Here is a 21,097-nt window from a genome sequence, read left to right as displayed (position 1 = left end):
TAGTTTTTTTTCAAAAATACAAAATCATGACCGGCAAGAAAGGACATGAAACAAATTTTCGAATGAAGAACAGCAGATTTCCGTGCCATTAGCCTCCAATAGAATCTGATCCGGAGAAATAACTTTCAGGACAGGCAATCCATGAAATTCGGTCTGCTGACCGGGCATCAAACAAAAATAATCATGGCGGTTCAGTGCATTCTGAGTCCAGTGGCGCAAGACCTCGTCGGCGGTTTCAAGAACAATGAACTTCTTTCCCTTCACTTCCGGCGAGAATCCGCCATGCATTAAATCGAAACGGATGTCCGGCTGAAATTCAAAAAGAGAATCCATCCGGTTGGCCAGAATCAGATCTTCCGTGCAACCGCATTCCAAACCATACCGGCCGGTCATGAGCCATAGACGGTCGGCAAGAACAAGAGCCTGCTCCACATCATGCGTAGACATTAAAACCGCCTTTTGCTCTGTCGCAGCAATCCGATGCAGCAACGTCATGATTTCTATCCGGCTTACAACATCAAGAAACGCTGTGGGCTCATCCAGCAAAATCAACGGACATTCTTGAACCAGCGCTTTCGCAATCATCACTTTCTGCCGCTCTCCGTCGGAAAGCTGAGCCATGTATGAATCCGCTTTATGCAGCATGCCTACAGCTTCAAGCGACCGGGAAACAGCTTCTTTGTCATGCGTGCTCAAACGGCCGAAAAATCCCGTATGAGGCTGACGCCCGAGCGATACCAAATCATAGACAGACAAGCCGCCCGTCTGCGTCTTATCTGTCAGCACAAGACCTATCAACCGTGAACGTTCCTTGGGATCGTATGCACTGACCGGTTTTCCAAACAATGTCAGACTGCCGGATAGAGGAGGCTGGGCCGCTGCGAGCGTACGCAGCAACGTAGATTTTCCGCTTCCATTCGCTCCCAACAAACAGGTGAACTCTCCGCAACAGAGGCGGAAATTCAAATCACGGTGCACCGTCCGGCTCTGCTTGCCTGCATATCCTATGGCAAGCTTATTCCCTTCCACTATAACCTGACCCGCTTCCATCAATTAAAATATTGCAGTTTCCGACGGTTGATAATCACATAAATAACAACAGGAGCACCCAAAACGGGAGTCACGGCATTCAAAGGAATGATGCCCGACTCACCGGGAAGCGCACAAATCAGATTGCACAAAAGGGCCATCGCCGATCCGCAGAGCAAAGTAACAGGCATCAGCGAATTATGATTAGACGTTCCCAACAGCAAACGTGCAATATGAGGTACGGCAAGACCGATAAAGGCTACAGGCCCGCAGAAAGCTGTTGTCACGGCAGTCAGAATGCCTGTAGACAACAACAGCAGGTTCCGCACCCGACGGACGTTGACTCCCAGGTTTTCCGCATAGCGAGGCCCCAGGAGCAAGGCATTCAGCGGCTTTATCAGCAAAAGAGCGACAACCAGACCGGCTACGATACAAAGACTGAAGGCAGGAAGCTGGTCAAAAGACACTCCGCCAAAATTGCCGAGCCCCCAAATGACAAAAGACTGTACGTTGTCGGCTGCTGAAAAGAAACTCAGCAGAGAAATTACAGAAGACACAACATACCCGATCATGATCCCTGCAATAAGCAACATCACACCGCTCTCTATCAGAAAAGAAAGAAACAAAATCAAGGCAAGAACGGCCACAGCACCTGCCAGTGCGCCCAAGAAAACAGAAAAGAAGCCCGACAGACTGAAAACGCCTGCCGCCAGGCTGCTGCCTCCAGCCATTACGACAAGGGCGACTCCCAGACTTGCCCCCGAACTGATTCCAAGAATAGAAGAATCGGCAAGAGGATTATTGAATACAGTTTGCAGCATCAATCCCGAAACTGAAAGGGCTGCCCCGCAAAGCAAAGCCGCCACACACTGAGGGAAACGTGATTCCCAAACAATATACGCCCAACTCGCTTTTTCCGCCTCGCCGCCGGAAAGAATTTCCCAGACAGCTCTGGCTGGTATATCAACCGAACCGAAAAACAGGTTCGCCGCAACAAGCAAAAGAATGCACAGCGAAAGCAGCATTCCAAACACAAATCCTCTACGCCTGTTCATTCCGCCAACTCTGTAAAATATTTAGTACGATAGCCTTCCAGCAGTTCCGGATGAAAAATGCTTACCATATCTTTCAGCAGCCAGTCGGGATGAAAAGGCGTTTCCTCATAAAAAGGAATGCGACGGCTGTTGCATCCGTAGATCTGCCGGTTACGGAAAGCAAGAAAACGGGAATAAGGAGCGTACTCTGAGGCCAGCTCACTATAAGTCTTGTCATGGGGCTGGTTATACTTTATCAGCCAGTAGTCTGCATACTGTCCTTTATCAAACACGGCTTCGAAAGCCATCGGAACAGAACCGCTGTTCTTCAGGTCTGCAAAAACATAGTCGGCTCCGGCATCAGCCAGCATTTTTCCCGTGGTGCTTTCTCCGCCCGAGATATACCAGACAGAACCGTATTTCAAGTCACAGATAACCGCAGGACGCACTTTTGCTTGAGCAGCCAGCGCTTTCACCCGAAGATACGTTGTTTCGACCGCTCTGAACAACGAGTCAGCGCGTCCGCAACTGCCTGTCAGCAATCCATAAAACATCATCCATTCCGCACGCCCCAGGGGAGAAGCCTCCATGTAATCGGCACATTCAATCAAAGGAATGCCCAGCTTGCCTATTTTGCCATAACTCCCGCTGTTCTCGAATGGAGAAAGCAGTATTGCATCGGGATGCAAATCAATGATCTTCTCCACGTCCGGAGCCAGACTGTTTCCGCAGTCTGCAATTGTTCCTTTTTCGCATCCGTCCTTTATTTCCGGCATATTCATATACTCCAGACCGCATATGCCCGCAATCCGGTGCAGCGCATCCAGTTCCTTAAGCAGGCTGCAATGAACGGACGAATAAACCATGCATCTTTCCAGCGGCACTCTGACCACAGTGGCATTGTCAGGCAACCCTTCCGGCAGCGAATCCCTTTTGTCCACCAGCGCATAGGTGTGCAGCGTTTTCAAGGTATCCCACGGATTGCGCAATACGGCCATGGTGTAATCCGGATAACGGACAATGCACAAATTGCGGGCATACCTCAACTGCAGCGTGTCACCTGCCGAAACAGAAGAAGTCTTGCTTCCTCTGCCGCAAGCAGCCGAAAGCAAGACCAAAGTTATTATGCAAGCAGCTAATAATACACGTTTCATTCTTCTCAGTCTACGAATATCATGGAATTGGGATTGATACCTCCGGCATCAAACTTTTCTTTAAACGTGCCGCTGGCATCAAAACGATAAACCGTTCCTTCCGACACATAATCGCTCGTACCGATATAGATGTCGCCCGTTTCATCATCCACTTCAAACAGATAAATCGTTGCGCTTGAAAGCTCTTCCGGATTATTGTTCAAGAAAGTATGGTCGGTAATCTTCCCGGTGCTGATATTGTAAGTGAAGAACGAATTTTCAGTATCTGTATCAATGAGGTAAAGTAAGCCATTATCTCCTTTGGCCAACTTCGTAGCCTCTTTTATTTCTGTCACTTGATTACCCTTAGACGGATCTATTATTTGAAGTTCATTTCTTGAAATCTTCTGATAGCTGGTAAGGTCATAAACATCTCTTGAAATCAAATAGACCTTGCCGTCACATTCCCACAAGCGTTCGGGATTCACCGTAACAGACACAGTCTGCTTAAGCTGCATCGAGTTCGGATCGATTACAAGCACTTCGCTGTTATATCCCAACACCACTGTGGCAGACTCGTCACGGGTCTGGCTGTCGGCTACATACAGCAAACCGTTGCATTCGACGATGCCTTCATATGCATGGTCAGACTGCCCCTGATAAACGCCAACCTCATCCAGCGTAACCGCATCCAGCTTGCTCACGCGCCCTCCATACTGAGTTACATAAACATAGCCGTCTTCTGCATCAATATACCGGGGCATGTACTCAAACTCGTGGCGGCATTGCTCCACTCCCGCAGCATTCAGGCGGGCCACATAGCTCGAACCGGAAACAACGACATAAATATTATCGTCATGTTCGATCATCGCCGAACCGGTATCCCCCAATCCCTTTCCGTTCTGCACCGTATATATGTCGCCGATAAAATCCGCATTGCCGTCGGGAGCATAGAATGCCAGGCCGGAATTGCCCTGTCCGTAGCTTCCTTCATACAGGATGTAAGCCCTGCGCCCCGGCAAAGATACTTTCGAACCCGTATCATCCAGGAAATCGTCGTTGTCGTCATTGCAGGACACAAACGATACACCCGTCGCCAACAGGCAAAGCATGCCTATCAAAAAACTCTTTACATTCATAATACTTTATTTTAAGTTTGAAACGTTTGCACACCTCAATCTTGCCATCCTTTCCTCGAGAATGCAAGCATGACTTCGTTTTGCAGGTCTTCTGACTTACTCCGGTATTACCCTGCCTTCCCGTTTTCCCGACAATCAGCGGAAAACAGTGGCTTGCAGCAAACGGGCCAACCGCTTATGGAGCTTACAGCAGCGGGACTGTCCGGGACTTTCACCCGATTCCCTTTTCATCCGCGGCTTCGCCATCCGGAAGCACAAACGGAACAAAACATTGCAAATATAACGATTTTTTTATTTTTATTCCTATTTTTGCAACAAAAAGTATCCATTTCTGACCATACGTCCCATGAGGACAATGCAGCGGAAAGCCGACAGGAAATTTATGCCGGCCTGTAAAAATCTAGATCTCTAGCCTGAAGATGCAAATCTCCAGACTAAAGATACATATCTTCAGCTTAAAGATAACCATCTCCAGGCTGAAGACAAACTTTTTCAAGAGCCGAGCCATCTTTCTTGCCAGCAAAGGCCGCACCGGAAATGGATAAAACAGACATTTCACAAACCACAAAAAACTCAAGCCCATGATATTTACGGCAGAAAACATTCTTCTTATCGGCTCCATCCTGATTCTTTCAAGTATCCTTATCAGCAAGACGGGCTACCGGTTCGGAATACCGACCTTGCTGCTCTTCCTCGTTGTAGGCATGCTGTTCGGAAGTGACGGACTGGGACTGCAGTTCCACAGCGCATCCGACGCCCAGTTCATCGGAATGATAGCGTTGAGCATCATCCTCTTTTCAGGAGGCATGGACACAAAGTACGCCGACATCCGTCCCGTACTCAAGCCCGGCATCGTACTGTCTACGTTAGGCGTGCTCCTGACCACTTTGCTCACCGGAGCGTTCATCTACTGGATTTCGGGATGGGACAACACCAACATCCAATTGCCTCTGCTCACTTCGATGCTGCTGGCCGCCACCATGTCGTCAACCGACTCTGCCTCCGTGTTCAATCTTCTGCGCTCACAGAACATGAATCTGAAGCAGAACCTCCGGCCCATGCTCGAGCTGGAAAGCGGAAGCAACGACCCGATGGCCTACATGCTTACCATCATCCTCATCCAGGTCATATCCAGCGGAAACGACCTGAACTTTCTGATTGTAGGAAAAGACCTGCTCATCCAGTTCTTCTTCGGAGGCGTGATCGGATACGCCGCCGGACGCTTCTCCGTGTGGCTGGTAAACAAGATCAACCTCTCAAACAGCTCGCTCTATCCGATCCTGCTGCTCAGCCTGGTATTCATCACATTCACCGTAACCGACCAGCTCAAAGGCAACGGATACCTGGCCGTATACATTATGGGAATGATTGTAGGAAACGCACGGCTGGCATTCCGGAAAGACATCAGCACATTCATGAACGGACTTACCTGGCTGTTCCAGATCATCGTATTCCTCACGCTAGGACTGCTGGTCAATCCGCATGAAATGCTCGACATAGCTGCGGTAGCAATGCTCATCGGCATTTTCATGATCCTTGCGGCACGCCCGATAAGCGTGTTTCTATGCCTGCTTCCGTTCAGGAAACTGACCAACAAGGCACGCCTGTTTGTATCATGGGTGGGACTGCGCGGCGCTGTTCCCATCATATTCGCCACTTATCCGGTTCTGGCAGAAATCGAAGGGTCGCAGCAACTGTTCAACATCGTGTTCTTCATCACGCTGCTCTCACTGATTATCCAGGGGATGAGCATTGCCAAAACGGCACGGATACTCCACCTTGACCTTCCGGCAGAGAAGGAAGGAAACGAGTTCGGCGTAGAATTGCCTGACGAAATCGACTCGTCGCTCAATGATCTGACCCTGACAACAGAGATGCTTCAGAAAGGGAACAGGCTGGCCGACATGAAGCTCCCGCAGGGAACACTCGTGATGCTGGTGAAACGGGACAACGAATTCATCATCCCCAACGGGCAGCTGGAACTGCATCCGGGCGACAAGCTGCTGCTCATATCCGAAAACAAAAAAGAACAGGCATGACAAGAATAGGACTCTTATCCGACACCCACGGCTATTGGGACGAACGCTATCTGAAATATTTTGACAGCTGCAACGAAATCTGGCACGCAGGCGACATCGGTTCGCTTGAAATCGCCGAACGCCTTGCGGCCTTCCGTCCGCTACGCGCCGTATACGGCAACATTGACGGACAGGACATACGTGTCCGATATCCCGAAACAGCTCAGTTCACCGTAGATGGAGCCAGCGTGCTGATGAAGCACATCGGAGGCTATCCTGGAAAATACGACCCCTCAATACGCAAGCAAATCTTCGCCAACCCGCCCAAACTGTTCATAAGCGGACACTCGCACATTCTGAAAGTAAAATTTGACAAGACACTCGGACTGCTGCACATCAATCCGGGAGCGGCGGGCATCTATGGGTTCCATAAGGCAAGAACATTGGTTCGTTTCACCGTTGACAACGGAAATTTCTCAGATATGGAAGTCATCGAACTGAATGATAAAAGATAAAAAAACTTGTCACTTTCAAAAAACTTTCCGAAATTTGCGGCGATAAATTAAAGACCAAATTATGAAAACTTATCTTGTAACAGGAGCGGCCGGATTCATCGGTGCCAACTATATCAAATACATCCTGGCAAAATACGATGACATAAAAGTGGTGGTTCTTGATGCATTGACTTATGCCGGCAATCTGGGAACAATTGCCGATGACATTGACAACGAACGCTGTTATTTCGTCAAAGGGAATATCTGCGACCGCAATCTGGCCGACCAGCTGTTTGCCGAATACAAGTTTGACTACATCGTGAACTTTGCAGCAGAAAGCCACGTTGACCGCAGCATAGAAAATCCGCAACTGTTCTTGCAGACCAACATTCTCGGCACTCAAAACCTGCTTGACGCAGCCCGCCGTGCGTGGGTGACAGGCAAGGATGAATATGGCTATCCCACATGGAGAAAGGGTGTGCGCTATCATCAGGTTTCAACGGATGAAGTCTATGGCTCGCTGGGAGATGAAGGATATTTCACTGAAGAAACTCCAATCTGCCCGCACAGCCCGTACAGCGCCTCAAAAGCCAGCGCCGACCTTATCGTAATGGCTTATCGCGACACCTATAAGATGCCGGTCACCATTACACGCTGCTCAAACAACTACGGCCCTTACCATTTCCCTGAAAAACTGATACCGCTGATAATCAAGAACATTCTCGAGGGAAAACGTCTTCCGGTTTATGGCAACGGGACCAATGTCCGCGACTGGCTGTATGTCGAAGACCACTGCAAAGCCATCGACATGGTAATCCAGCACGGACGCAACGGGGAGATATACAACGTGGGAGGACACAACGAAAAACAAAATATAGAAATCGTCAAACTGACAATCGCCACCATCCATCGTCTGATGACAGAAGAGCCGGCATACCGTTCTGTACTCAAGAAAAAAGAAATCGGCTCCGACGGACAAATCAATATCGATTGGATCAACGATTCGCTGATTACATTTGTAAAAGACCGCTTGGGGCATGACCAGCGTTATGCCATCGACCCGACAAAAATCAAGAATGAATTGGGCTGGTATCCCGAAACCAAATTCGAAGACGGAATCGTAAAGACAATCAGATGGTATCTGGACAATCAGGAATGGGTGAAGAACGTAACGAGCGGTGACTATCAGAATTACTACGAAAATATGTACAAGAACCGATAAGCCTGCTTTTCGGTAAAAAAAATGAATCAAGGCCTGCCGTCTGTCAAGTGAGAACGGCAGGCTATTTTTTTGCGCATCTGCCCTATGGACAACAGCAATCCATGAAATAAAAGCAGACAACAAACGCTTTTCAAAATAACGCTATCACAGCAGAAGAACAATCATTTTGACAAGTTTTCCAAAGAAACATATTGCACATTTACAAAATAAGGCTATCTTTGCCAAACATATACAATAATAACAAAACAAACCGAAGTATGAGCTATCTTATAAAACCTGCGAACTACAAGCCATTGCTCGACATGAAACAAACCGAGCTGGGCATTAAACAAATAAAGGAGTTTTTCCAGCAGAACCTGTCATCCGAACTCCGCCTGCGCCGTGTAACGGCACCGCTTTTCGTACTGAAAGGAATGGGCATCAACGATGACCTCAGCGGAACGGAACGCCCTGTTACTTTCCCCATCAAAGACTTGGGAGATAAGGAAGCTGAAGTAGTGCACTCGCTTGCAAAATGGAAACGGCTGACACTGGCCGATTATAAAATCGAACCGGGATACGGCATATACACGGACATGAATGCGATACGGGCAGATGAAGAGCTCGGAAACATCCATTCGCTCTATGTTGACCAGTGGGACTGGGAACGAGTAATCACTCCCGAACAGCGCACTGTTGAATTCTTGAAAAGCATTGTCACTCGCATCTATGCTGCCATGCGGCGCACCGAATACATGATCTGTGAAATGTATCCGCAAATCACTCCTTTCCTTGCACATGACGTGCATTTCATCCATGCAGAAGACTTGCTGCAGATGTACCCCGACAAAACGGCCAAAGAACGCGAAAACCTCATTACCGAACGTTACGGTGCCGTGTTTATCATCGGTATCGGCTGCAAGCTGAGCAACGGACAACCGCACGACCTGCGCGCTCCGGACTATGACGATTATACTACGATCGATCCCAAGACCGGCCTGCCGGGACTGAACGGTGACCTGATGGTATGGAACAGCGTATTGGGACGTGCCTTTGAAATCTCATCAATGGGTATACGCGTAGACAAGGAAGCAATGCTGAAGCAGCTGGAACTGGCCGGAAAAGAAGAACGCACCAAACTGTATTTCCACCGACGCCTGCTGGAAGGAACGCTGCCTCTCACAATCGGAGGAGGTATCGGACAGTCACGCCTGTGTATGCTCTATCTTCGAAAAGCGCATATCGGGGAAATCCAGGCAAGCATCTGGCCGGAAGATATGCGCAAGGAATGTGAAAAACTGGGCATGCAGCTGATCTAACAACACATTATACCGCAAAATAGAAAAAACCGACAAACAAACTGAATGCAGAAACACAAGGTCACAAACAGCGTTTTGCAGCCTTGCGTTTCTGCATTTGAGTTTCTGTTCTGCTTCAATCCGCTTCCGGGATTACCACTGTATGGGCTTTTCTCCATGCTCTACAAGATAAGCATTGGCCCGGCTGAAGTGTTTGTTTCCAAAGAAACCGTGATAGGCCGACAAGGGAGAAGGATGTACGGATGTCAGTACAAGGTGCCTCTGACGGTCGATAAAAGCACCTTTCTTCTGGGCATACGATCCCCATAAGATGAAAACAAGATGCTCACGGCTTTCAGCCAGCACACGAATTACCGCATCGGTAAAAATCTCCCAGCCTTTCCCCTGATGAGAGCCAGCCTGATGGGCACGCACTGTTAAGGTAGCGTTCAGCAAAAGCACCCCTTGCTCTGCCCATCTTGTCAAGTTCCCGCTCGCAGGAATCGGCATACCCAAATCGTCATGAATTTCTTTGAATATATTCTGCAACGAAGGAGGGAAAGGAATGCCATCATTCACCGAAAAGCACAATCCATGAGCCTGTCCCGGCCCATGATACGGATCCTGACCGATAATCACAACCTTCACCTTGTCGAAAGGGCAAAGATTGAATGCGTTGAATATCAGCCGCCCCGGGGGATATACTGTGGTGGCACGATATTCCTGCCTGACAAAATCGGTCAACTCTTTAAAATAAGGCTTTTCAAATTCCGGAGCCAAAACCCGTTTCCATCCTTCTTCGATTTGTACATTCATATACTGCCAGTATTAAAAGTTTCAGTCCCAAAGATTCAGCCGGTTTTTCTGCGCCTCTTCCAACGAAACGGTACTTACCGTTTTCATACGGTTACTTTCACGCAGCCGCTCATATTCAGCCGCAAGCTCTTCCGCAAAATGTTTTGCCGTATCCGGATTCAGCAAACGCGCCGCAACGGGTGCATTCTGAGAGGCGTCTTTCAAATAAACGACCGTACCGCCATAAGCAGGATCAATCTTCAAGGCTGTATGCAGCTTGGAAGTCGTAGCCCCTCCGATCATTACCGGAATATGCAGACCTGCACGCTGCATCTCACCGACTACATGCACCATTTCTTCAAGCGATGGAGTAATCAATCCGCTCAACCCCACAATGTCCACTCGCTCACGGATTGCCGTTTCCACAATCTTTTCTGCCGGCACCATCACACCCAAATCAACAATTTCATAATTATTGCAGGCCATCACAACCGATACAATATTCTTTCCGATATCATGCACGTCCCCTTTCACCGTTGCCAGTAGCACCTTTCCTGCCTTTCGGGCACCTTCCTGCTTTTCCGCCTCAATATAAGGCTGAAGAAAGGCCACGGCTTTTTTCATCGTGCGGGCTGTCTTTACTACCTGCGGCAAAAACATTTTGCCGGAACCGAACAGTTCGCCTACCCTGTTCATGCCATCCATCAGCGGTCCTTCGATGATACTTACCGCATTCGGATACTTTGCCAGCGCCTCATCAAGATCCTCTTCCAGATAATCACCGATACCTTTGACCAAGGCATATTGCAGACGTTCTTCAACTCCGGTGTCTTCCCTCCACGCCTGATGGGTCTGTGCACCTGCGCTTCCCGCTTCGTCCCTCTCCGCTTTCAGCCGCTCGGCAACCTCCACCAGACGCTCGGCCGCATCGGAGCGGCGATTCAGCACCACATCTTCAATACGCTCCAGCACATCAGCCGGAATATCCGTATAGAGTACAGAGGTACCCGGATTGACTATTCCCATATCCATGCCTTCACGGATGGCATGATAAAGAAACACTGCATGCATAGCCTCACGGATGTAATTGTTGCCCCGGAAAGAAAACGAGAGATTGCTCACCCCTCCGCTGACATGCGCTCCGGGCAAATGCCTGCGTATCCATCCGGCCGCCTTGATAAAGTCAACCGCGTAATTGCTGTGCTCTTCAATGCCTGTAGCAACAGCCAAGACATTCGGGTCGAAAATGATGTCAACCGGATTGAAATCCAACTTACCGACCAACAGGCGGTAAGCCCGTTCGCAAACTTCAATCTTACGCTCAAACGTATCTGCCTGCCCCCGTTCATCAAAAGCCATGACTACCACAGCCGCTCCCATCCGCCTGATTTCGCGGGCATGTTCCAGAAATGTTTCTTCACCCTCTTTCAGCGAAATGGAATTGACCACACACTTTCCCTGCACGCACTTCAGCCCAGCCCGGATCACTTCCCACTTAGACGAATCAATCATCACAGGCACACGGGCCACATCCGGTTCAGAAGCCATCAGATTGAGAAAGTTTGTCATCTCGGCAACTGCATCCAGCAAGCCGTCATCCATGTTCACATCCAGAATCTGCGCTCCGTCTTCCACTTGCTTGCGTGCGATGGCAAGAGCTTCATCGTATTTTTTTTCGTTGACCAGCCGGAGAAACTTGCGCGAACCTGCCACATTGCAACGCTCGCCCACATTCACAAAATTGATTTCAGGAGTAACGTCCAGCAATTCAAGCCCCGAAAGCCACAAGGTTTCCGGCTTGGGAACCGGAACATGCGGACGTGCTCCACGCACCAGCGGCTGATAGGCCGCAATATATTTTTCCGTCGTACCGCAGCACCCCCCTACGATGTTCACCAGCCCTTCATCTATATATTCCTTTATCTCTGCGGCCATTTCTTCGGGAGTCTGGTCGTACTCGCCCAACGAATTGGGGAGGCCCGCATTGGGGTAAGCGCTGATATAATAAGGAGCGCGGCGTGCCAGCTGCTCCAGGAACGGCTTCAGCTGCCGGGCTCCGAACGAACAGTTCAGACCGACAGAAAAAATGCCGGCATGCTGTACGGAAGCCAAAAACGCATCAAGCGTCTGGCCGGACAGCGTTCTTCCGCCCGTATCCGAAACCGTGACGGAAAGCATCAGCGGAACCTTCCGCGCCGTTTTCTGCATCGCTGATTCGGCCGCAGCAATAGCGGCTTTCGCATTCAGCGTATCAAATATAGTTTCAATCAGAATTGCATCCACCCCGCCTTCAAGCAAAGCCTCCATCTGTTCGCGATAAGCCGCTTGCAGTACGTCGAAAGTCAAGGCGCGGAAAGCCGGATTGTTCACATCCGGACTCATAGAACAAGTCTTGTTGGTAGGTCCGACCGCACCAGCGACAAAACGGGGTTTGCCGGGCGTACGGGCAGTATATTCATCCGCCACACGGCGTGCCAGACGCGCAGCCTCCAGATTGATTTCACGGCAGCAGTTTTCCGTGTGATAATCCGACATAGACACCGAAGTGGCATTAAACGTGTTCGTTTCGATGATATCCGCCCCCGCTTCCAGATACTTGCGATGAATTTCTTCTATTATGTCAGGGCGAGTGAGGCAGAGCAAGTCATTGTTTCCTTTCATCATTCCCGGCACATCTTTGAAACGTTCTCCACGGAAATCCGCTTCCGACAAGTTATACCGCTGAATCATTGTGCCCATTGCCCCGTCGAGCACCAGTATGCGTCCGTTTATCTGTTCCTGTATTGTTGGCATATTTCTGTATGTTTTGGAAGAAGAAAATCCCGGTCAACGTTTGAACATACGGTCCATCATCCGCTTGTCTTCTCTCTCTTTCAACGTTTGCCGCTTGTCGTACTGCTTTTTACCTTTGGCCAATGCGACAACTACCTTCGCCAGTCCCTTCTCGTTGATATACAGACGTGCAGGCACAATGGTAAATCCGGGTTCGGCCGAGGTGCGTTCCAGCTTGCGGAGTTCCTTCTTTGTGAGGAGAAGCTTGCGGTCACGGCGTGCCAGATGATTATTGTACGAGCCGTAGAAATACTCGGCTATGTGCATGTTCTTCACCCACAGCTCTCCTTTAGAGAAAAAGCAGTAGGTATCCACCAGGCTTGCCTTTCCCTGACGGATGGATTTGATTTCAGTACCCGTCAGAACAATGCCCGCCGTATAGGTGTCAATAAATTCGTAGTCGAACGATGCACGCTTATTCTTTATATTGACATTATTGTTCGTCTTCTCTTTCATCAGTTCAGTATTACAGTCAGTTTGTTAAATATAAATTCAATCAAGGCAGGAGAAAGCAAGATGACAACAGAAGCTGCCACCGTATAAAGCGTAAGTTTTTCCTCGTCCACCTTCAAGAACCTTCTCGCGCCTTCAAACACGATCAGAATCGTATAAAGCTGCAGAATCCACTGCAAGATCAGGATCGAATAAAAGCTGCACACAATGTCGAGCACAAAAATCACAACCATGGAATAGCCCACAAAAGTCTGAATGTCGCTCCTGGAAACATTCTTCGGCATCCATCGACCGCAAATTCTTTCCACCAGGTAGGCAGCCAGAAAAAAGCCTCCGAACAAAGCAACGGCCACGGCACAGCAGCGCATCAGCGCCCACTGGAAAAGTTCGCCGGCAGCGCCGTCATAATGGATGAATGTGCCGGCAAACTCTGCCAGCCCACACAGGCCGATCAGCGGATACACGAAATCCATCTGTACATTCCGGCTGCACATGCCGTCTGTTTCGCCCCAAAATCTGGAGGGATTCGAAAGCAGCAATGCTATTTTTCTGAACAAATCCTTATAATCCATGTTCTATATCTTTCGTTTTCAATCGGTCAAACAAGAAATGAACTACAAAGGTATAAAAAAGGTATAAAAAAGTATTCTTTCCAAGAAAAAAGAAGCCGCATCAAACTGAAAACGGCACAGTTTTAAACTTTTTTCAGTTTGACGCGGCTTCCAGATTTTTCATTGGAATGGGATCACTGGTCATCCGAAACCTTAACCCAATCGTAAGAAATAGTCCTGCTGAGTTTCTTGTCGGGATCCATAGTAGGAACACTGCCAGAGCCATTGTAGTCTTCGTATTCCACAACAATTTTTTCCGGATCGTTTCCCGAGTTATTTTCCTGATACTTAGATATCACGTCTGAAAGTCTTACGTATACGGCGTCCGTATAAGGAACCGTGTATTCATCAGCCCAATGTTCTGCATCAGAGGCTTCTTCAGGCGCGGTCGCCCCACTTATCGTATACCGCAAATTAAGAGTCAGCGTGCTTGTATTGGTGTTCTCATTTGCATCATAGTACACTTCCAGACGATGGTTTGCAAGCTCTTCAGTCAGATTTTCATCAGTTGTTCCCGATTTCAGCAAATAGGTCGGTGACAATACCAGAAATTCATTTACGCCCCAAATTCCTCCATTGGCGCTGCTCAGATCAACCAACGACACCGTTTCTTTTTCATCCGGAAGGGTGGTGCCGACATAAAGACGTTTCAGATAAGTCGGATTCTGCAACAGCGTAATGTCGATGCTCGTAGCTCCTTGCGTAATGTCGTTCTGGTTATAGGTAAAATACAAAAAAGCCAGTTCGGACGTCGGACTATCCATAAGGGAAGTTGTCGGCTGATATTTGAAATCATACATGTCTTGAAAATACACTGCGCCATAATTCCCCACAGCACGGAAATACCCCAAAGTGGTACGCGTACCATCATCGTCATTATTCAGACACGACGTAAACCCCACCATAGACACCATTGCGGCAACCAGAGCCGCCCACTTAAATCTTTTCATGTTCTTCAATTCTGTTTTTATAGTTTTTAGATAATCGTTTATAAAATAAATGCAAACAAAGCGAAAGCACTGCACTCGCCCGGAATTTTTAACATAAAAAAACGGCTCTATTCGCCGTCATCCTGGCTTATCTCCGCAAAATCTCCAATATGCCCGTCTACGTAGCGCGCTATCTGTTCCGTAATCTCCTCCTCTTCACTGATAAACTCGTCCTCAAAGTCATCGAACGCCTCATACTGTTCGTACATGGCCATAAACTCCTCTTCCGTACAGTCTTTTTCCAGATCGGCCCGATGTTCGTCATAAATCTCCTTGGTGGCGTAAATCATTTTCGCAAACTCTTTCAGCCCCATCAGACGCATCGCCTTCGCAAAAGGATTGTCATAGATATAAGGTCCGAAACCGTTCTGTATAAGCTGCACAAAGCCTCCCTCCAGCACTTCCTGTCTGAAGAAATGATAGCTCAGCAGCGCATGCTGCCAGCCGTTGAGCCTGTGCATTTTCTCCGCATCGAAACCTTCTCCTTCCATAACCTTCAGATAGGCATCGATGAACACCTGCAAAAAAGCATCCATCCCTTTCTCCGCCCCTTTGCGCAAGGCCGAGTCACTGATCACAATTCCGTTCTTTTCCATAATCGTTTTTTACTAACATTCGCCGGCATACATTTTCAATCTCCAGGCTGGAGATAAAGAAATCCACGGCAAATATACAAGGAAAATACCATACAGAGAAACGATTTGGCAACCGGACTTTACAAAACAGAGAATTACTAGAAAAATATCATTAAAATGCAACAAAAAGTTAGGTCCGCCTCGTTGCAGAACTGAAATAAAAGGAGTAACTTTGCGTGCGAATTGGGGAAAGCATTCTCTGATCAGTGGTTTACGAACACTTATTTTTATTACTAACTAAACGTAAGGAATATGACTTATTCACACGAAGTTGAACACATGTGTTGTGTCGCAAAAGGACCCAATCACGGTCCCGCTCCGATTCCCGAAGAAGGGAAATGGATTCAGGCAAAAGAAATCAAAGACATCTCAGGTTTGACACACGGTATCGGATGGTGCGCTCCGCAGCAAGGTACCTGCAAACTGACACTGAACGTGAAGGAAGGTGTCATCGAAGAATGTCTGGTAGAAACTATCGGTTGCTCAGGTATGACTCATTCTGCGGCTATGGCATCTGAAATCCTGCCGGGAAAGACTATTCTGGAAGCATTGAACACCGACTTGGTTTGCGACGCTATCAACACTGCCATGCGCGAGCTGTTCCTGCAAATCGTTTACGGACGTACTCAGTCGGCTTTCTCTGAAGGCGGTCTGATGATCGGTGCAGGTCTGGAAGACTTGGGCAAGGGCCTCCGCAGCCAGACAGGTACGCTGTATGGAACAAAAGCCAAAGGCACCCGTTACCTCGAACTGACTGAAGGCTACATCACCCGCATGGCTCTTGACAAAGACAATCAGGTGATCGGTTACGAATTTGTTCACATGGGCAAGTTCATGGAGCAAGTGAAGAAGGGTGTAGACGCTAACGAAGCGTTGAAAGCCGTTACCGGAACTTACGGCCGCTTCAAGCCCGAACAAGGCGCAGTTAAATATATTGACCCACGTAAAGAATAATAGGAGGACACAGATTATGATTAGACCAGTACAGTTTGAAAGTCAAGACCGTCGCATGAAGCAGATTCTTGCTGCATTGAACGAAAACGGTATCAAAGACATTGAAGAAGCTAACGCAATCTGTGACGCGGCAGGACTTGACCCGTATCTGACTTGTCAGGAAACACAGGGCATCTGCTTCGAGAATGCAAAATGGGCTTACGTGGTAGGTTGCGCCATCGCGCTGAAGAAAGGCTGCAAGAACGCTGCTGACGCTGCCGAAGCTATCGGTATCGGCTTGCAGGCATTCTGCATCCCGGGTTCTGTGGCTGACGACCGTAAAGTTGGTTTGGGACACGGCAATCTGGCTGCCCGTCTGCTCCGCGAAGAAACCCAGTGCTTCGCCTTCCTGGCAGGCCACGAATCATTCGCTGCCGCTGAAGGTGCCATCAAGATCGCAGAAATGGCAAACAAAGTTCGCAAGAACCCTTTGCGCTGCATACTGAACGGTCTGGGCAAAGATGCTGCCATGATCATTTCCCGCATCAACGGCTTCACTTATGTGCAGACTAAGTTCGACTACTTCACCGGCGAACTGAATATCGTGAAGGAAACTCCGTATTCAGACGGTCCGCGCGCTAAAGTAAAATGCTACGGCGCCGACGATGTTCGCGAAGGTGTAGCTATCATGTGGCACGAAAACGTAGACGTATCTATCACAGGTAACTCTACCAACCCGACACGCTTCCAGCATCCGGTTGCAGGTACCTATAAGAAAGAACGTGTACTTGCTGGCAAGCCTTACTTCTCAGTAGCATCAGGTGGCGGTACAGGACGTACACTTCACCCTGACAACATGGCTGCAGGTCCTGCTTCTTACGGTATGACCGACACCATGGGACGTATGCACTCAGACGCTCAGTTCGCAGGTTCTTCTTCAGTTCCCGCTCACGTAGAAATGATGGGATTCCTGGGTATCGGAAACAACCCGATGGTAGGATGTACTGTAGCTTGCGCCGTTAACGTAGCTCTGGCTCTGAACAAGTAATTCTGACTAATTAATCAGCATAATAAATCCCTGTAACTTCTAAAGGTTACGGGGATTTTTATTTCCGGCTGCCGAATAAGGATTCCAACAAGCGTTTGTATACATCACATATAGCCTTGCCGCCGACAGCACGCATAACGGCCTTAGTTTTTCACTCCCAGCAGCATAGTATCAGTTTTTGATAAGAAAGTAGAAGACAATCCAGGCACATTCGCCTAACTTTACCCACAAAACACTTAACCTTTATATCATGAGGAAACAAATCTTTTTCTGCGTGATGGCATGTGTGGCAGGATTGTCATGCTCATCACCCAAACAGGCAAACGACGGAAGCCCTTTCGTTTCAGTCAAAGACGGACAGTTTATCCGCCACAACCAACCGTATTATTATGTGGGAGCCAACTTCTGGTATGGCGCTATCCTTGGTTCTGAAGGAACAGGAGGAAACCGCATGCGCCTGACAGCCGAACTTGATTCGCTCAAGTCAATGGGCGTAGACAACCTGCGGATTCTGGTAGGATCCGACGGCAGACGCGGAGTGCCCGCCAAAGTAGAACCCACCCTGCAGACAGCTCCCGGCGTATACAACGACACCATTCTGGCCGGACTTGACTATCTGCTGGCAGAAATGCGCAAACGGGACATGCTGGCTGTGCTCTATCTCAACAACTCCTGGGAATGGAGCGGAGGATACGGACAATACCTGGAATGGGCAGGACACGGCAAGGCACCGGTTCCGGCAGTAGACGGATGGCCGGCATACATGGATTATGTGAAGCAGTTCCCGCGATCTGAAAAGGCAAAAAAACTGTTCGCCAATTATGTAAAAGACATCATCACACGTACCAACCGCTATACGGGAGTGAAATATACGGACGATCCCACCGTAATGTCGTGGCAAATAGGAAACGAGCCAAGAGCTTTCTCACCGGAAAACAAAGAGGCTTTTGCGCAATGGATCGGAGAAACAGCTGCACTGATTGATTCGCTGGCACCCAATCAGCTCATTTCTACCGGAAGCGAAGGGAAACACGGATGCGAAGAAGATTTGCAACTGTTTGAGAAAATCCATGCCGACGGGCATGTTGACTACATGAACATCCACATCTGGCCATACAACTGGGGATGGGCCAAAGAAGACCGGCTGACAGAATGTCTTGACTCTGCCAGGAAAGAAACAAAAGCATACATCGATGAGCATCTCGCCATAGCACGCAAATACAGCAAGCCGATCGTCATCGAAGAGTTCGGATATCCCCGCGACGGCTTCCGCTTCAACAAAGAAGCATCAGTAACCGCACGTGACGACTACTACAGCTTCATCTTCAGTCTGGTAAGCGAAAATGCCCGCACCGGAGGACTTCTTGCGGGATGCAACTTCTGGGCGTGGGGAGGAAATGCAACATTGTCTGCCTCTCACTCGTTCTGGAAGCCGGGAGATGACTATACCGGCGACCCGGCGCAAGAAGCGCAAGGGCTAAATTCGGTATTCTCGTCCGACACTACTACAATCAGGCTGATCCGGCAGGCAAACGAGGCTGTCGGAAAGTGTTCCGGAGAAAAAGCCGACTGACAAAACGGACAGCATCACCCTCTCCTCTTTGATACATATCAAGAAATAAGGGGAGAATGCAAATTTTCTCTCCCTTTCTGATGACAATTCATAAAACGGCCTTATTTTTGTGCTGTAAAACATATAAACAAACACAAACAAAGCGTCCTTCACACAAGAAGACAGCATTTTTAAGGATAACAAAACTAAACTTTAGGTATTATGAAAGAGGTAAAAAGTTTGCTCCGCACCATCAGAAAGAATTTGGAATGGAGCGCAAAAGCAATGTACGGTCAGTATGACAGAAGATAAGCTGACTTGAGCAAGAAAAAGAGAGAGGTTTTTTATAATCAGAAAGGACCGCTCCGGACAAATGCCGGATGCGGCTCTTTTTTTATTATTCCCAATCGTCCGTACGAAAAGGTATCAGCGGAAGACCGCGCAGATTGGCTACATTTCCGGGAAAATAATCGCGGAAAGCATATCTCACGGCAACAGGCTTCGCCACCTTGTCGCAAGTCACCTTAATCCGGTTCTTGCCGGCCACCTCTGCCTGAGCCGGATAGAACACACGGTCTTCGCCGGCCATCTCGAATCCTTCCATGCCTTTCAACCGGTTGAATCCGTTGTCCGCATGAACAAAATCGAGCATTGCCGCATTTCCTTCCACCGTCATCGACTTGTATGCCGGGCTGTCGGCCTCGATTCCACCTACATGATAAGTCTTCACCAAAGCCTGATACGCCAGGCGCTCTCCCACATGCTTCTTGTCTTTCGGGTGAATATTCCATGCCTCGTAAGGCTCTACCAAATCGTTTGTTGAAATCATCGCACTGTTCGGTATCAGCGACTGGGCTTTATACTGGGCTTCCCTCAACAGAGCCGATCCCGTCCCTTCGAAGCTTCCATACGGAGCCAGTTCCACAAAATAGAAAGGCAGTTCACCAATCCCCCAGTCCTTGCGCCAGAGGTCCACCATTGTTTTCAGACGCTCTCCGTAAGTTTTGTGGGAACCTACGTTCGATTCGCCCTGATACCACAGAAAACCTTTTATGGTATAGTTCTGAAGAGGTTTCAGCATACCGTTATACATCAATGTCGGACTCAGGTAATGCCACCAGTCGTGCGGTTCTTCCTTCCGGATATCGCGTTTAAGGTCTACATCGGGGTACTGCGAAACGATCTCGGCAGGAAGCCATCCTTCCACTTTAGAGCCTCCCCAACTGCAATTGATAATGCCGACCGGAACATCAAGCACCCGATTCATCATCCGCGCAAAAAAGAAAGCCGTAGCACTGAATCTCGGAGCATTTTCCGGACTGCTTGCTTTCCAGACTCCCTTGCAGCGGTCGACCGGCTTCAACTGGCCGTTCTTCTCTACCGTAGCCACACGGATTCCTTTCCATTGCGACGAGGAGGCTATCACTTCGTTCGCTCCTTCGATGGGACAGTTGTCGAATCCTGCCAGAGGCATTTCCATATTAGACTGGCCGGAGCAGAACCACACTTCGCCGATCAGTATATTGTCCAGCACTACCGGTTCTCCGTCGGAAATCTCAATGGAACGCGCAGTATAATCCGCTGCAGGGGTAGCGACCGAAAGGATCCATCTGCCTTCTCCGTCGGCCTGCGTGCGGTAAACCTTGTCGCTCCACGAAGGTTTCACCGTTATGTTCCCATTCGGAGCAGCCCAGCCCCACAAGCGCACGTCCGTCTGCTGCTGGAGCACCATGTTGTCACTCAAGATTTCAGGCAAAGTAACTTTTGCCTCCGCAGCACCCCAGCCACATGCCAGCAGCGCGACTGCAATCAGTTTCTTCATATTATATGTCAAAGTTTTTAATGGTATTGATAAAATCTCTTTTACGCAAATATAAAAATAAATTCTGCCGTCAGGCACATG

At 48.8% G+C, this 21,097-nt stretch carries 18 protein-coding genes and 1 riboswitch; of the genes, 7 read left to right on the top strand and 11 right to left on the bottom strand.

The genetic code is table 11. The annotated features are described in order from the left end of the window. Nucleotides 1-24 precede the first annotated feature (24 nt). Genes QUW60_RS04990 through QUW60_RS04975 form a run of 4 tightly spaced genes read right to left on the bottom strand, consistent with a single transcriptional unit; the run spans nt 25 to nt 4,335 of the window. Complete coding sequence (locus tag QUW60_RS04990) at nt 25-1,050, bottom strand: ABC transporter ATP-binding protein (protein WP_289558845.1); 1,026 nt, start codon at nt 1,048-1,050, stop codon at nt 25-27. After that, nucleotides 1,050-2,084: an iron ABC transporter permease gene (locus QUW60_RS04985; protein WP_289558843.1), complete on the bottom strand. Its 1,035-nt coding sequence runs from the start codon at nt 2,082-2,084 to the stop codon at nt 1,050-1,052. Before QUW60_RS04985 ends, QUW60_RS04990 begins: the two co-directional genes overlap by 1 nt. Beyond that, a complete protein-coding gene (locus tag QUW60_RS04980; protein WP_289558841.1) occupies nt 2,081-3,217 on the bottom strand; it encodes an ABC transporter substrate-binding protein in 1,137 nt (378 codons plus the stop codon). The genes QUW60_RS04985 and QUW60_RS04980 overlap by 4 nt, the downstream gene beginning before the upstream one ends. Before the next feature lie 5 nt (nt 3,218-3,222). Continuing rightward, nucleotides 3,223-4,335: an NHL repeat-containing protein gene (locus QUW60_RS04975; RefSeq protein WP_289558839.1), complete on the bottom strand. Its 1,113-nt coding sequence runs from the start codon at nt 4,333-4,335 to the stop codon at nt 3,223-3,225. Nucleotides 4,336-4,399: 64 nt separating this feature from the next. Next, nucleotides 4,400-4,619, bottom strand: a riboswitch (cobalamin riboswitch). 297 nt (nt 4,620-4,916) lie between these two features. Here QUW60_RS04975 and QUW60_RS04970 point away from each other — a divergent pair. The 4 genes from QUW60_RS04970 (at nt 4,917) to asnA (ending at nt 9,367) form a co-directional block, all read left to right on the top strand. Further along, on the top strand, nt 4,917-6,374 hold the full coding sequence (locus QUW60_RS04970) for a potassium/proton antiporter (protein WP_289558836.1): 1,458 nt from the start codon (nt 4,917-4,919) through the stop codon (nt 6,372-6,374). Further along, entirely contained in the window at nt 6,371-6,868 is a 498-nt protein-coding gene (locus tag QUW60_RS04965) for a metallophosphoesterase family protein (protein ID WP_289558834.1), read from the top strand. Before QUW60_RS04970 ends, QUW60_RS04965 begins: the two co-directional genes overlap by 4 nt. A gap of 61 nt (nt 6,869-6,929) precedes the next feature. Further along, a complete protein-coding gene (gene rfbB / locus QUW60_RS04960) occupies nt 6,930-8,069 on the top strand; it encodes a dTDP-glucose 4,6-dehydratase (RefSeq protein ID WP_289558832.1) in 1,140 nt (379 codons plus the stop codon). A gap of 257 nt (nt 8,070-8,326) precedes the next feature. Further along, nucleotides 8,327-9,367, top strand: coding sequence for an aspartate--ammonia ligase (gene asnA / locus QUW60_RS04955; protein WP_289558830.1), 1,041 nt, complete (start codon nt 8,327-8,329; stop codon nt 9,365-9,367). 132 nt (nt 9,368-9,499) lie between these two features. Here asnA and ung read toward each other — a convergent pair whose 3' ends face one another. The 6 genes from ung to QUW60_RS04925 all read right to left on the bottom strand — a co-directional run bounded on the left by ung (nt 9,500) and on the right by QUW60_RS04925 (nt 15,622). Next, complete coding sequence (gene ung, locus QUW60_RS04950; protein WP_258338039.1) at nt 9,500-10,162, bottom strand: uracil-DNA glycosylase; 663 nt, start codon at nt 10,160-10,162, stop codon at nt 9,500-9,502. A gap of 21 nt (nt 10,163-10,183) precedes the next feature. Next, nucleotides 10,184-12,934, bottom strand: coding sequence for a methionine synthase (gene metH / locus QUW60_RS04945; protein ID WP_289558828.1), 2,751 nt, complete (start codon nt 12,932-12,934; stop codon nt 10,184-10,186). Between the two features lie 33 nt (nt 12,935-12,967). Continuing rightward, nucleotides 12,968-13,429 (bottom strand): SsrA-binding protein SmpB, encoded by a 462-nt coding sequence (gene smpB / locus QUW60_RS04940; RefSeq protein ID WP_258338041.1) that lies wholly within the window; start codon nt 13,427-13,429, stop codon nt 12,968-12,970. Further along, entirely contained in the window at nt 13,429-13,998 is a 570-nt protein-coding gene (locus QUW60_RS04935) for a Yip1 family protein (RefSeq protein ID WP_258338042.1), read from the bottom strand. Before QUW60_RS04935 ends, smpB begins: the two co-directional genes overlap by 1 nt. Before the next feature lie 173 nt (nt 13,999-14,171). After that, on the bottom strand, nt 14,172-14,987 hold the full coding sequence (locus tag QUW60_RS04930) for a hypothetical protein (RefSeq protein ID WP_289558824.1): 816 nt from the start codon (nt 14,985-14,987) through the stop codon (nt 14,172-14,174). Nucleotides 14,988-15,094: 107 nt separating this feature from the next. Beyond that, the gene (locus tag QUW60_RS04925; protein WP_289558822.1) at nt 15,095-15,622 is read right to left on the bottom strand and encodes a DMP19 family protein; all 528 of its coding nucleotides are present in this window, start codon (nt 15,620-15,622) and stop codon (nt 15,095-15,097) included. Between the two features lie 291 nt (nt 15,623-15,913). Here QUW60_RS04925 and QUW60_RS04920 point away from each other — a divergent pair, with 291 nt between their 5' ends. The 3 genes from QUW60_RS04920 to QUW60_RS04910 all read left to right on the top strand — a co-directional run bounded on the left by QUW60_RS04920 (nt 15,914) and on the right by QUW60_RS04910 (nt 19,215). Further along, complete coding sequence (locus tag QUW60_RS04920; protein ID WP_258338045.1) at nt 15,914-16,615, top strand: iron-sulfur cluster assembly scaffold protein; 702 nt, start codon at nt 15,914-15,916, stop codon at nt 16,613-16,615. Between the two features lie 16 nt (nt 16,616-16,631). Next, nucleotides 16,632-17,642 (top strand): GGGtGRT protein, encoded by a 1,011-nt coding sequence (locus QUW60_RS04915; RefSeq protein ID WP_258338046.1) that lies wholly within the window; start codon nt 16,632-16,634, stop codon nt 17,640-17,642. Between the two features lie 250 nt (nt 17,643-17,892). Beyond that, entirely contained in the window at nt 17,893-19,215 is a 1,323-nt protein-coding gene (locus QUW60_RS04910; protein ID WP_434736845.1) for a glycoside hydrolase 5 family protein, read from the top strand. Nucleotides 19,216-19,591: 376 nt separating this feature from the next. Here QUW60_RS04910 and QUW60_RS04905 read toward each other — a convergent pair whose 3' ends face one another. Then, nucleotides 19,592-21,016, bottom strand: a complete 1,425-nt coding sequence (locus QUW60_RS04905; RefSeq protein WP_289558819.1) for a sialate O-acetylesterase — start codon at nt 21,014-21,016, stop codon at nt 19,592-19,594. Nucleotides 21,017-21,097 lie beyond the last annotated feature (81 nt).

It is taken from the genome of Bacteroides gallinaceum (genome assembly GCF_030373775.1).
In the GTDB taxonomy this organism is placed as follows: domain Bacteria; phylum Bacteroidota; class Bacteroidia; order Bacteroidales; family Bacteroidaceae; genus Phocaeicola; species Phocaeicola excrementipullorum.
This window is presented reverse-complemented; position numbering and strand designations above follow the sequence as displayed.

Bases quoted from the DNA above. Each gene is read 5' to 3' on its own strand.
- QUW60_RS04990 (WP_289558845.1), bottom strand. From the start codon at position 1,050: ATGGAAGCGGGTCAGGTTATAGTGGAAGGGAATAAGCTTGCCATAGGA.
- QUW60_RS04985 (WP_289558843.1), bottom strand. From the start codon at position 2,084: ATGAACAGGCGTAGAGGATTTGTGTTTGGAATGCTGCTTTCGCTGTGC.
- QUW60_RS04980 (WP_289558841.1), bottom strand. From the start codon at position 3,217: ATGAAACGTGTATTATTAGCTGCTTGCATAATAACTTTGGTCTTGCTT.
- QUW60_RS04975 (WP_289558839.1), bottom strand. From the start codon at position 4,335: ATGAATGTAAAGAGTTTTTTGATAGGCATGCTTTGCCTGTTGGCGACG.
- QUW60_RS04970 (WP_289558836.1), top strand. From the start codon at position 4,917: ATGATATTTACGGCAGAAAACATTCTTCTTATCGGCTCCATCCTGATT.
- QUW60_RS04965 (WP_289558834.1), top strand. From the start codon at position 6,371: ATGACAAGAATAGGACTCTTATCCGACACCCACGGCTATTGGGACGAA.
- rfbB (WP_289558832.1), top strand. From the start codon at position 6,930: ATGAAAACTTATCTTGTAACAGGAGCGGCCGGATTCATCGGTGCCAAC.
- asnA (WP_289558830.1), top strand. From the start codon at position 8,327: ATGAGCTATCTTATAAAACCTGCGAACTACAAGCCATTGCTCGACATG.
- ung (WP_258338039.1), bottom strand. From the start codon at position 10,162: ATGAATGTACAAATCGAAGAAGGATGGAAACGGGTTTTGGCTCCGGAA.
- metH (WP_289558828.1), bottom strand. From the start codon at position 12,934: ATGCCAACAATACAGGAACAGATAAACGGACGCATACTGGTGCTCGAC.
- smpB (WP_258338041.1), bottom strand. From the start codon at position 13,429: ATGAAAGAGAAGACGAACAATAATGTCAATATAAAGAATAAGCGTGCA.
- QUW60_RS04935 (WP_258338042.1), bottom strand. From the start codon at position 13,998: ATGGATTATAAGGATTTGTTCAGAAAAATAGCATTGCTGCTTTCGAAT.
- QUW60_RS04930 (WP_289558824.1), bottom strand. From the start codon at position 14,987: ATGAAAAGATTTAAGTGGGCGGCTCTGGTTGCCGCAATGGTGTCTATG.
- QUW60_RS04925 (WP_289558822.1), bottom strand. From the start codon at position 15,622: ATGGAAAAGAACGGAATTGTGATCAGTGACTCGGCCTTGCGCAAAGGG.
- QUW60_RS04920 (WP_258338045.1), top strand. From the start codon at position 15,914: ATGACTTATTCACACGAAGTTGAACACATGTGTTGTGTCGCAAAAGGA.
- QUW60_RS04915 (WP_258338046.1), top strand. From the start codon at position 16,632: ATGATTAGACCAGTACAGTTTGAAAGTCAAGACCGTCGCATGAAGCAG.
- QUW60_RS04910 (WP_434736845.1), top strand. From the start codon at position 17,893: ATGAGGAAACAAATCTTTTTCTGCGTGATGGCATGTGTGGCAGGATTG.
- QUW60_RS04905 (WP_289558819.1), bottom strand. From the start codon at position 21,016: ATGAAGAAACTGATTGCAGTCGCGCTGCTGGCATGTGGCTGGGGTGCT.